The 12,470-nt window shown below is 73.2% G+C and carries 12 protein-coding genes; 10 read left to right on the forward strand and 2 right to left on the reverse strand.

Annotation, left to right across the window (positions count from 1 at the left end):
* Positions 1-51 precede the first annotated feature (51 nt).
* The 3 genes from QMC84_RS18570 to QMC84_RS18580 are packed head-to-tail and all read left to right on the forward strand — an operon-like array spanning position 52 to position 4,237.
* Positions 52-1,326, forward strand: a complete 1,275-nt coding sequence (locus tag QMC84_RS18570) for a type IV pilus twitching motility protein PilT (RefSeq protein WP_300377321.1) — start codon at positions 52-54, stop codon at positions 1,324-1,326.
* A gap of 2 nt (positions 1,327-1,328) precedes the next feature.
* A complete protein-coding gene (locus QMC84_RS18575; RefSeq protein WP_300377323.1) occupies positions 1,329-2,549 on the forward strand; it encodes a type II secretion system F family protein in 1,221 nt (406 codons plus the stop codon).
* On the forward strand, positions 2,546-4,237 hold the full coding sequence (locus tag QMC84_RS18580; RefSeq protein ID WP_300377325.1) for an ATPase, T2SS/T4P/T4SS family: 1,692 nt from the start codon (positions 2,546-2,548) through the stop codon (positions 4,235-4,237). The genes QMC84_RS18575 and QMC84_RS18580 overlap by 4 nt, the downstream gene beginning before the upstream one ends.
* A 30-nt stretch (positions 4,238-4,267) precedes the next feature.
* Here the strand turns inward: QMC84_RS18580 and QMC84_RS18585 are convergent, their stop codons facing one another.
* Both QMC84_RS18585 and QMC84_RS18590 read right to left on the reverse strand, forming a co-directional pair.
* On the reverse strand, positions 4,268-4,768 hold the full coding sequence (locus QMC84_RS18585) for a hypothetical protein (protein WP_300377327.1): 501 nt from the start codon (positions 4,766-4,768) through the stop codon (positions 4,268-4,270).
* A gap of 10 nt (positions 4,769-4,778) precedes the next feature.
* Positions 4,779-5,912 (reverse strand): PilT/PilU family type 4a pilus ATPase, encoded by a 1,134-nt coding sequence (locus QMC84_RS18590; protein WP_300377329.1) that lies wholly within the window; start codon positions 5,910-5,912, stop codon positions 4,779-4,781.
* A 23-nt stretch (positions 5,913-5,935) separates the two neighbouring features.
* On the opposite strand from QMC84_RS18590, the gene QMC84_RS18595 reads away from it, so the two are divergent.
* From QMC84_RS18595 to QMC84_RS18625, 7 genes are all read left to right on the forward strand, one after another.
* Entirely contained in the window at positions 5,936-7,099 is a 1,164-nt protein-coding gene (locus tag QMC84_RS18595; RefSeq protein ID WP_300377331.1) for a hypothetical protein, read from the forward strand.
* Positions 7,100-7,351: 252 nt separating this feature from the next.
* Positions 7,352-8,500, forward strand: a complete 1,149-nt coding sequence (pilM, locus tag QMC84_RS18600) for a type IV pilus assembly protein PilM (protein WP_300377333.1) — start codon at positions 7,352-7,354, stop codon at positions 8,498-8,500.
* On the forward strand, positions 8,497-9,222 hold the full coding sequence (locus tag QMC84_RS18605) for a PilN domain-containing protein (RefSeq protein ID WP_300377335.1): 726 nt from the start codon (positions 8,497-8,499) through the stop codon (positions 9,220-9,222). Before pilM ends, QMC84_RS18605 begins: the two co-directional genes overlap by 4 nt.
* Positions 9,222-9,914 carry a hypothetical protein gene (locus QMC84_RS18610; RefSeq protein WP_300377337.1) on the forward strand — a complete coding sequence of 231 codons (693 nt, stop codon included), beginning with the start codon at positions 9,222-9,224 and terminating at the stop codon, positions 9,912-9,914. The genes QMC84_RS18605 and QMC84_RS18610 overlap by 1 nt, the downstream gene beginning before the upstream one ends.
* 2 nt (positions 9,915-9,916) lie before the next feature.
* Positions 9,917-10,783 (forward strand): hypothetical protein, encoded by an 867-nt coding sequence (locus QMC84_RS18615; protein ID WP_300377339.1) that lies wholly within the window; start codon positions 9,917-9,919, stop codon positions 10,781-10,783.
* Between the two features lie 13 nt (positions 10,784-10,796).
* A complete protein-coding gene (locus QMC84_RS18620; protein WP_300377341.1) occupies positions 10,797-11,570 on the forward strand; it encodes a hypothetical protein in 774 nt (257 codons plus the stop codon).
* Positions 11,567-12,346, forward strand: a complete 780-nt coding sequence (locus QMC84_RS18625) for an A24 family peptidase (RefSeq protein ID WP_300377343.1) — start codon at positions 11,567-11,569, stop codon at positions 12,344-12,346. The genes QMC84_RS18620 and QMC84_RS18625 overlap by 4 nt, the downstream gene beginning before the upstream one ends.
* Positions 12,347-12,470: the final 124 nt, after the last annotated feature.

Raw genomic sequence — 12,470 nt, forward strand, 5'->3', positions numbered from 1 at the left:
CCGGCCGATGACCCAGATGACCCCTCATCAGTCCCGCGCTCGGAGGACCTGTTGAACGACGCACCGACGAACGGCTTCGGCCTGCCGCTGGCCGCTCGCCGGACGACCGCGCCCGCGGCCGCCCCGGCCACCGCGCCGGCGCCCGCCGTGGCCCCCGTGGCCGCCCCGATGGCGGCACCGGTCGTGACCCCGATCGCGCCCGTCGTACCCTCCGCGCCGGCCGCCCCCTCCGCCAACGTGAACCTCGACGACCTGCTGGTCCACGTGCTGCGGGTCGGGGCGTCCGACCTGCACCTGACCGCCGGCGCGCCGCCGACGGTGCGGCTGCGCGGCGACATGGAGGCGATCGAGGGCTACCCGATGATGGACGGCGAGCAGCTCCGCCGCACGCTCTACGGGGTGATGACCGAGCGGCAGCGCAAGGTGTTCGAGGAGGAGCTCGAGCTCGACTTCGCGTACGCCGTCCCGGGCCACGCCCGGTTCCGCGTCAACGTCTTCCAGCAGCGCGAGCAGCTCGGCGCCGTGATGCGGATGATCCCGTGGGAGATCGTGCCGCTCGAGGACCTCGGCATGCCCGAGGCGGTCGCCGGCTTCACCGACCTCAAGCGCGGCCTGGTGCTGGTCACCGGCCCGACCGGGTCCGGGAAGTCGACGACGCTGGCCGCGATCATCGACCGGATCAACCGGAGCCGGCGCGGTCACATCGTCACCATCGAGGACCCGATCGAGTTCCTGCACGAGCACCAGGGCTGCCTGGTCAACCAGCGCGAGGTCGGCGGTGACACGCACGGGTTCCGCGACGCGCTCAAGCACGTGCTGCGCCAGGACCCGGACGTGATCCTGGTCGGCGAGCTCCGCGACCTGGACACGATCTCGGTCGCGCTGACCGCCGCCGAGACCGGCCACCTGGTGTTCGCGACCCTGCACACCCAGTCCGCGCAGGACACGATCACCCGCGTCGTCGACGTGTTCCCCGCCGAGCAGCAGCAGCAGGTCCGCACCCAGCTCGCCGCGACGCTCCAGGGCGTCGTGTGCCAGACCCTCGTCAAGACCGCCGACGGACAGGGCCGCGCCGCCGCCGTCGAGGTGATGGTCTGCAACTCCGGCATCCGGGCGATGATCCGCGACGACAAGCTCCAGCAGATCCAGGGCGCCCTTCAGGCGGGCGCGAAGGACGGCATGCAGACCCTCAACGCCCACCTCGCCGCGCTCGTGAAGGCCGGCCGGATCACGTACGCCGCCGGCCTCGAGCACAGCTCGAACCGGGCCGACTACGACACGCTGGTCGCCTCCGACGTCAAGCGCGCCCCGGCCGGGTGGCAGTAGCCGTGGCCAGCACCACGCAGTACGCCTACAAGGTCCGCGACGCGCAGGGCCGCTTCACCGAGGGCAAGGTGGAGGCGGCCTCGGAGGCCGCCGTCGCCGACCGGCTGCGGGCGATGGGCTACGTCCCGCTCCAGGTGCGCCCCGCCAACGTCGGCATGCAGCGCGAGATCAAGCTGGGCCTCAAGAAGCGGATCAAGCCGCGCGACCTCGCGGTCTTCGCGCGGCAGTTCGCGACCATGATCGACGCCGGCCTGACCATGCTGCGCGCGCTCGCGATCATGGCCGAGCAGGTCGAGAACCCCGAGCTGCGCAAGGTGCTGCGGGCGGTCAAGCAGGACGTCGAGGCCGGGCACAGCCTGTCCTCCGCCCTGGGCAAGTGGCCGCGGGTGTTCCCGCCGCTCATGGTGAGCATGGCCAGGGCCGGCGAGGCGGGCGGCTTCCTCGACACCGCGATGCGCCAGATCGCCGACAACTTCGAGGCCGAGGTCAAGCTGCGCAGCAAGATCAAGGCCGCGCTGACCTACCCGACCGTGGTGTTCTTCCTCGCGATCCTGATGTGCATCGCGCTGCTGATCTTCGTCGTCCCGGTCTTCCAGCACATGTTCGAGGACCTCGGCGGCGAGCTGCCGCTGCCGACCAAGATCCTGGTGATGCTCTCGGCGGCAATGAAGTACGTCGTACCCGTCGGCGCGGTGCTCACCGGCGCACTCATCTGGTGGTGGCGCCGCTACGGCCGCACCGAGCAGGTCCGCAACGTGGTCGACCCCCTCAAGCTCCGCGTGCCCGTCTTCGGCAACCTGTTCCGCAAGCTCGCTTTGGCCCGCTTCGCCCGCAACCTCAGCACGCTGCTCTCGGCCGGCGTCCCGATCCTTCAGGCGCTCGACATCGTCTCCGACACGACCGGGTCGGTCGTGATCGGCCGGGCGCTGGCCGAGGTCAAGGAGTCCGTGCGCCAGGGCGAGTCGGTGGCCGGGCCGCTCAGCCACCACGACGTGTTCCCGCCGATGGTCGTGCAGATGATCGCCTCCGGCGAGGAGTCCGGTGCCATCGACGCGATGCTCGCGAAGATCGCGGAGTTCTACGACGCCGAGGTCGAGTCGATGACCGAGGGCCTGACCGCCCTGATCGAGCCGCTGATGATCGCGTTCCTGGGCGGCCTCGTCGGGTCGATGATCGTCGCCCTCTACATGCCGATGTTCAAGATCTACGACATGATCGGATGACGGTGCGCGCGCAGACCTCGGGAGACACCGTCCGCGCCCTGGTCGAGGGCGGCTGGATCAGCCGCGACCAGCTCGACGAGGCGGGCCGGCTCGCGGACGAGCGGTCGCAGAACGTGCTCGAGGTGCTGCTCGACAGCGGCTGGGTGGACCGCACGACCGTGGTCCGAACCGCCGCTGCGTCGGCGGGCCTGGAGTACGTCGAGATCACCGACTTCATCGTCGACATGGCGGCCGTGAGCCTGCTGCCCGCGGAGTTCGCGCGCCGCACCGGCGTACTGCCGCTGGTCCTCGAGGACGGCGAGCTGCTGGTCGCCGTGAGCGTGCGTCAGGCCGGCGACATCGAGCTCAAGGACGACCTGAGCCGGCTGACCCGCAGCCGGGTCCGCTTCGCGATCGCCGGCCGCAGCGACATCGAGGCTCGGATCAACCAGGTCTACCGCGCCGAGGGCGAGCTGTCCGACATCACCTCGGACCTGGCGCCCGAGGACGCGGTCGACGACCTCGCGACCCTCACCGAGGTCTCCGACGAGGCGCCGGTGGTCCGGTTCGTCAACCTGCTGATCAACCAGGCGATCAACGACCGCGCGTCCGACATCCACATCGAGCCGACCGAGCGGGACATGCGGGTCCGCTACCGCATCGACGGCGTGCTGCACGACGCCCACCGCTCCCCGAAGAGCATCCAGAACGGCGTCATCTCGCGCCTGAAGATCATGGCCGAGATGAACATCGCCGAGCGGCGGGTCCCGCAGGACGGCCGGATGTCGGTCACCCACCAGGGCCGGCGCATCGACCTGCGCGTCGCGACCCTGCCCACCGTGTGGGGCGAGAAGGTGGTCGCCCGGATCCTCGACACCTCCAACACCCAGCTCGGCCTCGACGACCTCGGGTTCAGCAACGAGAACTACGAGCGCTACCGCTCCTCCTACACCAAGCCCTACGGGATGATCCTGGCGACCGGTCCGACCGGGTCCGGCAAGTCGACCACCCTGTACGCGACGCTCAACCTGCTCAACCGGCCCGACGTCAACGTGATCACGGTCGAGGACCCGGTGGAGTACCGGCTGCCCGGCATCAACCAGGTGCAGACGAACGCGAAGGCCGGCCTGACCTTCGCCTCCGCGCTGCGCTCGATCCTGCGCTCGGACCCCGACATCGTGCTGATCGGCGAGATCCGGGACCACGAGACCGCCCAGATCGCCGTCGAGGCGGCGCTGACCGGCCACCTGGTGCTCTCGACCCTGCACACGAACGACGCCCCCTCGGCGGTGACGCGGCTGGTCGAGATGGGCATCGAGCCGTTCCTCGTCGGGTCCGCGCTCGACGCCGTCCTCGCCCAGCGGTTGTGCCGGTCGCTCTGCGAGCGCTGCAAGCAGGCCTACCAGCCGGACGCCGAGGAGCTGCTGCGCATCGGCTTCCCGTGGCAGGAGGGCGAGGAGGTGCCGGTGCTGTACCGGCACGTCGGCTGCTCCTCCTGCTCGCAGACCGGCTACCGCGGCCGGATGGCGCTGCACGAGGTGATGACGGTGAGTGAGGAGGTCTCCCGGCTCGCCGTCGCGCACGCGTCGACCGACGACATCGGCCGCACCGCACGCGAGCAGGGGATGACCACCCTCAAGGTGGACGGCTGGCAGAAGGTCCTGCAGGGCCGCACCTCGATCGAGGAGGTCCTCCGCGTCGTCGCCTGAGCCCCGAGGGCGAGCCGGCGGGTCGCGGTCCTACTCCTGGGGGATGACGGACAGCGCGGCGGCCGGGTCGGCGCGGTAGCGCACGATCAGCTCGCCGGTGGCCTCGTCGATGCGCTCGTGGAGGGCCCGGCGGTACGTCGTGAGCTGTCGCTCGGCGTCGGTCAGCCGCTCGACCGCGTCCGCGACCTGCTCGGGGTCGTGCGGGTCGACCTCGGTGCCCCACATCTCGCTGAGCTCCGGCAGCTCCGGCAGCGGGTCGGCCGCCCGGACGCTCACCAGTGCCCGGCGGGTGCCGCCGGTGCCGGTGTCGCCGAGGATCCGCACCAGGTCCTCGACGGTGAGCAGGTGGTCGGCGCTGGAGCCGGCGGCCAACAGGTCGAGCCGGGCGTGCACCAGCCGGCGCCAGTAGGACACCCGGTCCTCCTCGGCCTCCAGGCGGTGCCGGTAGGCGCGCAGGGTCTCGAGATCGAGCCCGGCGAGCTGCTCGGAGGCCATCGCGTCGACCACCGGGCGGCGGCGAGACCCCGTCATCGGATCGGGCTCATCGGGGCGGCTCCGCGTCGACCAGCGCCGGGTCGACCCCGGCTCGCTTCAGCATCACGGTGAAGTCGTGGGTGTTGGAGCTGACCAGCTTGGCGTCGGCGACGGAGACCGAGCCGTCCAGCACCAGCCGGACCAGGTGCTGGTCGAAGGTCTGCATGCCCGAGTAGGCGCCGTCGGAGACGATGTCGGGGATCGTGTCGGTGCGGTCCGGGTCGGCGACCGCCTCGGCGAGCCGGGGCGTGTTCACCGCGACCTCCATCGCGACCACCCGGCCCTGCCCGTCGGCGCGCGGCACCAGTCGCTGGCAGACGATGCCGCGCAGCGAGGCGGCCAGCCCCAGGCGCACCTGCTTCTGCTCGTGCGGCGGGAAGAAGTCGATGATCCGGTTGACGGTCTCCTTGGCGTCCGTGGTGTGCAGCGTCGACATCACGAAGTGGCCGGTCTCGGCGGCGGCGAGGGCGGCCCGGACGGTGTCGGGGTCGCGCATCTCGCCGATCAGGATCACGTCCGGGTCCTGCCGCATCGCGGCCCGGAGCGCGACCGCCCAGTCGGCGGTGTCGGTGCCGAGCTCGCGCTGGTTGACGGCCGCGACCTTGTCGCGGTGGATCACCTCGATCGGGTCCTCGATGGTGAGGATGTGCACCGGCCGCGCCTCGTTGACGGCGTCGACCATCGCCGCCAGCGTGGTGGTCTTGCCCGACCCGGTCGGGCCGGTGACCAGCACCAGGCCGCGGGGCTCCAGGGCGAGGCGGTGGATCACCTCGGGCAGGGCCAGGTCGGCCAGGGAGCGCGGCTCGTCGCCGACCAGCCGCAGCACGCAGCCGACCGCGCCCCGCGACCGGAACGCGTTGACCCGGAACCGGCCGATGCCGGGTACGGCGAGCGCGTAGTCGGCCTCGTTGGTGGCGCTGAAGTGGGCGTCGATGTCGGCGGGCATGGTCTCGCGGACCAGCTCCTCGACCTGGTCGGCGGTCAGCGGGTCGACCTGGAGCGGGACCAGCGACCCGGAGATGCGAACGCGCGGCGGGCTGCCGACCTTCACGTGCAGGTCGGAGCCGTGGTTGACCACCACGGCCTGGAGGAAGGGCGCGATCCGCAACGGGGCCGCGCTCGGATCCCGGGGGCTGCTCACGGCCCCTTGTGTACCACGTCGGTGTGGTGCCCGGTCGAGGTACGCCCGGGGGTCCGCCGTCGGTTTCCCCGGGTACCCGGGGAAACCTGCACTCTTCGGGTGAAACTTCGGCCGAAGAGTGCAGGCATTGCCTGTACGGCGCGATCCTCGCCGGCTCCCAGGCCGCTCAGGGCGCCACGCCGTTCTCCACAGGCGCAGAACTGACAGGCTTTCCGGCGACCGGTCGCGGGCAGATGACCCGCATGATGATCCCGATGACCGACCCCCGCCGCGGGCGGATCATGCTGCGCAAGCAGCTGATTGCTGACGGCTACACCGACAGGGCCATCGCCAACCGCGTCAAGGGCGGCGACTGGGTCAAGATCCGACACGGCGCCTACACCGAGTCAGCCACGTGGAACGCCCTGGACCGGGCCGGGCGCCATGCCCTGGTGGCGCGTGCCGTCGTGGCGCAGTCGCGGACGAAGGTCGTGGTCTCGCACGCGTCGGGACTCCCGCTCATCGGCGCGCCGACCTGGGGCATCAACCTGGACCTCGTGCACGTCACCAGGTTGGACGGGAAGGGCGGGCGGTCGGAGGCGGGCGTCTCGCAGCACAGTGGTGCGATCCTGAAGGGCGACGTGCTCGAGTGCGACGGGCTGATGGTGATGTCTCCGACCCGCCAAGCACTTGAAGTGACAACGGTCGCGGACGTCGAGGCCAGCATCTGCGTGATCAGCCACCTGCTGCACGAAGGCAAGACCACCATGGAACAGCTCCGAGCGCGGTACGAGTCGATGCAACAGTGGCCCGAGACCCTCAGGACCGACCTCGCGCTGAGGCTGTCCGATCCTCGCTTCGAGTCGATCGGCGAATGTCGCTCCTACTACCTCTGCTTCCACGAGGGCCTCCCGATGCCGATCCCCCAGTACGAGATCAGGGACGAGACCGGTCGAGTCGTCGCTCGCGTCGACTTCGCGTGGCCCGCGTTGGGGGTCTTCCTGGAGTTCGACGGCAAGGTCAAGTACGAGAAGCTCCTGAAGGAAGGGCAGCGCGCTTCGGACGTCGTCGTTGCGGAGAAGAAGCGCGAGTCGATGATCTGTCGCCTCACCGGCTGGCGCTGCATCCGGATCACTTGGGCCGACCTCGCCGACCCGGTGCGGACTGCGGCGATGATTCGTCGAGCCCTGTCGGCCCGCGCCGCCTGACCGAGGCGATCGGGCAATCCCTGCACTTATCGGCTGAAGTTTCGGCCGAACAGTGCAGGTTTCCCCGGGTACCCGGGGAAACCAACATCCGTCCGGGCCCGGTCTGCCTGCGAGCACGGCCGGCATCGGACCGGCAGGTGCCGCCGACCACCCGGGAAAACCTGCGGCGAACGGTCAAGTCGGGGGCCGGGGCGACCGATGACTCGGGTGACGCACTGCGCCCATCCCCCACGCCGTCATCTCGAGGAATCCATGTCACGCACCCTGGTCGGACTGGACATCGGCAGCTCCGGTGTCCGCGCCGCCGAGTTCGTCCCCGGACGCCGCCGCCTCACGCTGCGCCGCTTCGCGCAGCTCCCGCTGCCGGCCGGCGTGGTCCGGGCCGGCGTGGTCGCCGACGGCGAGGCCCTGACCGAGGCGCTCAAGGAGCTCTGGTCGAAGGGGAAGTTCGGGTCCCGCAACGTCGCGTTGGGAGTCGCGAACGCCGGGGTCCTGGTGCGCCAGCTGGACCTCGACTGGATGCCGCCGGCGGACTTCCGCAAGGCGCTGCGCTACCAGGTCCAGGACGTGCTCCCGTTCTCGGTCGACGAGGCCAACCTCGACCACCACCTGCTCGAGGAGCTCGACGTCGTGGACGAGGACGGCTCGACGCGCCGGGTCGCGCGGATCCTGCTCGTCGCCGCGTCGCGGGACATGGTCGACTCCTTCGTCGACGCCGCGCGCCACGCCCGCCTGCGGATCCAGGCCGTCGACCTGCTGCCGTTCGCACTGCTGCGCGCGCGCACCCCGACGCTGGCCGAGGGCGCCGCGGCGACCGAGGCGATCGTCGACATCGGCTCCGACGTCGTGTCGGTCGTCGTGCACACCGCCGGCGTCCCGCGCTACGTGCGGATGATCCCCGGCGTGGGCGGTGACTCGATCACCGGGGCGGTCCAGCAGCGCTACGACTGGACCTGGGAGGACGCCGAGCGCACCAAGGTGTACGTCGGCCTCCCCGGCCACGCCCACCTCGACCCGAGCCAGGTCACCAGCCTCAGCCCGCGCACCGACGGCCTCGACCACGCCGCCCAGCAGGTCGTCGACGCGGCCGCCCGCGGCCTCGCCGAGGAGATCAGCACCACCCTGGACTTCTACCGCGACTCGGCCCCCGAGCACCCCGGCGGCTCCGAGGCCGGCGACCCGGCCGGCACGGCCGGCACGGCCGTGGGCCGGGTGCTGCTGACCGGGTCCGGCGCCCAGCTGGGCGGGTTCGAGGAGCTGCTCGGCCAGCGGCTCGGCGTACCCGTCGACCGCCTCGACGTCCTCGGTCACGTCCGCGCCCCCGGCCGGCTCCGGCTCGCCGACGTGGACCTGCCGGCGCTCGCGGTGCCCGCCGGTCTCTGCGTGGGAGCGGCCCGATGAGCCGCCGGCGCCCGGAGGCCGCGGGCCTGCCGTCGGTCAACCTGCTCTCGGAGTCGGCGTTCGCGCGGCTGGCGGTCCGCAGGCTCCGGCAGCGGTTCGTCGCCGGCGGTGTCGTGATGCTGCTGCTGGTCGGCGGCGCGTGGGCGTTCCAGCACCTGCGGGTCGAGGAGACCCGCAAGCTGGTCGCCGTCGAGCAGGCGGAGACCACGCGGCTGACCGGGCAGACCCAGGTGCTCGCGCCCGTCCGCACGTTCGTGAACGGCGTCGCGGTGCAGCAGCGCACGGTGGAGTCGGCGATGGGCAGCGAGGTCTACATCTCCGACGTGCTCGACGGCGTGCGCGACGCCACCCCGCCGGGCGCGCAGCTCACGACGGTCGCGGTGACGATCGCCGCGACAGCCGCCGTGGGCGGCGCGGCGGTCGCGGGTGCGGTCTCGGCCTGCCCCGGCCCGGACCCGTTCAACACCCGCACCGTCGTCGGCTGCGTCACGCTCTCCGGTACGGCGGGCAGCCGGGCCGAGGTCGGCGACATGGTGATCGCGCTCGGCGCCTCGCACCTGTTCGTCGAGCCGTTCATCTCCACGACCACCACCGGCGACGGCGAGGCGGTGACGTTCAGCGGGTCGGTGGGCCTCTCGGAGAAGGTCTACAGCGGTCGGTACGCCGCCGCCCCCGCCGACGCCACCGCCGCCGCCCCGGACACCGCTGAGGGAGGCTCGTGATGGACCTCGCCACCCCGGGGGCGACCAAGGTCGTCGGCTCCCTCGCCCTCCTCGTCGTCGTCGGGCTCGGCTGGCAGCTCGTGGTCGGCCCCGAGACCGACGCCCTGGCCCAGGCGCGGGAGCAGGTCACGACCGTGCGTGACCAGAACGCCCTGCTCACCAGCCAGCTCGCCGTGTTGGAGCAGCAGCGCGAGAACCTCGCGGAGACCCGGCGCGACGCGCGCCGGCTCGCGGAGCTGTTCCCGCCGACCGCGGACCAGCCGGGCATGTTCGAGGAGGTCACCGCCGCCGCCGTGGGCGCCGGCATCGGCCCACAGGGCGTCACGACGCTGACCCCGACCCCGCCGGTCCTCGGTACCGCCGACGCGGCCGCTCCCGCGGCCGCCGCGGCGACCGACGCCACGACCGATCCCGCCGCGGACCCGGGCGCCGCGCCCGCCGCCGGCGGACAGCTGCTGGCCCGGCAGACCGTGACGGTCGCCGTCACCGGCACCTACGAGGAGACCCAGCGGCTGCTGGAGAACCTCGAGCACATGCCCCGCGCCTACCTGGTCACCGCGGTCTCGCTGGCCAGCGGCTCCGAGGGCGGGGAGTTCACCACCACCATCACCGGCGACATGTTCGTGATGCCCCCGGTCGTGGACCCCGGCAAGACGCTCAATCTCTCCAGCACCACCCAGCCGGAAGGATGATCGTGGACGCACTGCCCCAGCCGCCCCTGGCCTTCGGCCTCGCCCTGGTCGCGCTCTCGCTCGTCGGGGCGCTCCTCCTGGTGCGCCGCCACCGGCGGGCCGCCGCGGCGCAGCCCGCGACGGACGTGGTCGCCGAGGCCACCCGGATCGAGCCCCAGACCGAGCCCGAGACGGAGCCCGAGACCGAGCTCGCGACGGGGTCCGAGGCTGAGCCCGAGGCTGGGACGGAGGCGGTGATCGTGCGCGCGCTGCGCGCCCAGGTGCGGGTGCTGGAGCAGGCGCTGGTCGTCGCGGCCGAGGCCGCCGCGGAGCCGGCACCCGAGCCCGCGGTCGAGGTCGTGCCGCTCGCCGACGACGCGCTCGCGTCGTACCGGCGTCAGGTGCACGCCGCCGTGCGCGCGGTCGCGCTCGGGGCCGGCGGCGACGAGGCGAGGTACGCCGTCGCGCGGATCGCCGCCGCGATCGGGCGGCTCGACGCGCCGGACGCCTTCGAGCGCCCGGTGCTGCCGGCCGGCACCGCCGACCGGGCCGACCGGCCCGAGCGGCCCGAGCGGCCCGAGCGGGTCGTGCTCGCCTCGGTGCCCCCGATCGCACCCCGGCTGCCGATGGCTGCGGCACTCCCGACGCCGGACCTGATGACGGCGCCCGCGATGGAGCCCGCGTCGGAGCCCGCGACGGAGCTGGCCCGGCCGGAGATCCCCGTCGAGGTCGAGCCTCGCATCGAGCCGCAGGTCTTCGCCGAGGCCGAGATGCACGCACCGGTCGCCGTCGCGGTGCCCGAGACCGAGCTGGTGCTCCCCGTCCCGCCGCCGGCCCCCGCCGAGACGCGGCGCGGCCGGCGCCGCCCGCGCCGCCGTCCGGCCGCCTGAGCGGAGCGACCCGATGACCTTCACCCCGCCCAAGGTCCGGCTGCCCGACGCGTACGCCGAGCTGTCCTGCCGGTACGCCTACGACGGCGACCAGCGGATGGCCCAGCTCGCGGCCTGGGCGGGCGACGTCCACGTCCTGGAGGAGCTGCTCTGGGAGAACGGGCTCGCGCAGGCCCCCGACCCGTTGGCCGCGCTGGCCGCGGTCGGGGAGTCCGTCGCGCTCGCCCTCGAGGAGCTCGCCCAGGACCTGCCCGACGGGCCGCTGACCGCGCGGGCCGTGGTCGAGGCGGCCCGCGAGGCCCTCGTCACCACGTTCGACGAGTCCGTGCACGGGCTGCTGGTCGACCGCTTCGGCGACCTGAGCCAGCTCGACGAGGCCCCGTCGGACCAGGCACGGGCGGGCGCCGGACCGGACCGGGAGGCCCGGCTCGCGGCCCGGCTCGCCGGCCGGAGCGCGGACGCGCTGGTCGGCGACCTGCGGACCACCGCGGCCGACTGCGCGACGATGGCCGGCCTGCTCGCGGCCGACGGCGAGCCGGAGGCGGCCGGCCGGCTGTCCCGGCAGGCCGACACGGCGGCCTTCGAGGCCTACCTGGTGGCCGCCGCCGTGAGGGCCGGTGACGACCCGCTCGCGACCGTGGACCTGCGCTGGGACCTTGCGGACCGGGGTGAGCGCGGCGACCGGGGCCGGCTGCTCGCCGTGCTCGGTGCCGCCGAGCGGGACGCCCTGGCCCGCCTGCTCGAGCCGGAGCCCGAGCCGGAGCCCGCGCCGGAGCCCGCGCCATGATGCCGGCGATCGCGTTCGGGCTGCTCGGCCTGCTGATCGGCTCGTTCCTCAACGTGGTCATCCACCGGGTGCCGGCGGGCCTGTCGCTGGTCTCGCCGGGCTCGGCCTGCCCCACCTGCGCGCACCCGGTGCGCGCCCGCGACAACGTGCCGGTCCTCTCCTGGCTGCTGCTCCACGGCCGCTGCCGCGACTGCGCGGCCCCGATCGCGGCCCGCTACCCGCTCGTCGAGCTCACCGGTGCCGCGCTGTTCGCGACCGTCGGCTGGCGGTTCGGCTCCACGCCGTACGCCGCCGCTGCGCTCGTCGTCGCCGCTGCCGGCGTCGCCCTGTTCATGATCGACCTCGACCACCGGCGGCTGCCGTTCGAGATCACCGGCGCGATGGGGGTCGGCACCGTCGTCGCCCTCGGCGTCGACGCGGTCCGGAACGGCACCGGACCGGTGGTGCCCGCGGTGCTGGCCGCCGCCCTGTGGCTCGCGGTGTACGGCGGCATCTGGCTGGTCACGGCCGGCCGGGGGATGGGCCTGGGCGACGTCGCCCTGGCGCCGGTCCTCGGGCTGGCGCTCGGCTGGCTCGGCTGGGGGCCCGCGCTCGTCGGCCTCGGCGCGGGCTTCGTCATCGGCGCCGTCGTCGGGGTGGCGCTGCTGGCCTCCGGGCGCGCCCGGGCCGGCGCGCGGATCCCGCACGGCCCCTTCCTGCTCAGCGGCGCCGGCCTCGCCATGCTCGCGGGTGGCCCGCTCGCGGCGTCGTACCTCAGCCTCGTCGGCCTCGACTAGACCGGCCAGGAGCGCCCGGGCCAAACCGCCCGCCGTGCGACTCAAGTGACGCCCGGTCGGCACCGATGACCACACCAACCACAGGGGGAACAGGACCGGTTCGGGGGGCGGTGCGGTCTACCGT

Origin of the sequence: Nocardioides sp. (genome assembly GCF_030019515.1) — a bacterium.
Taxonomy (GTDB): domain Bacteria; phylum Actinomycetota; class Actinomycetes; order Propionibacteriales; family Nocardioidaceae; genus Nocardioides.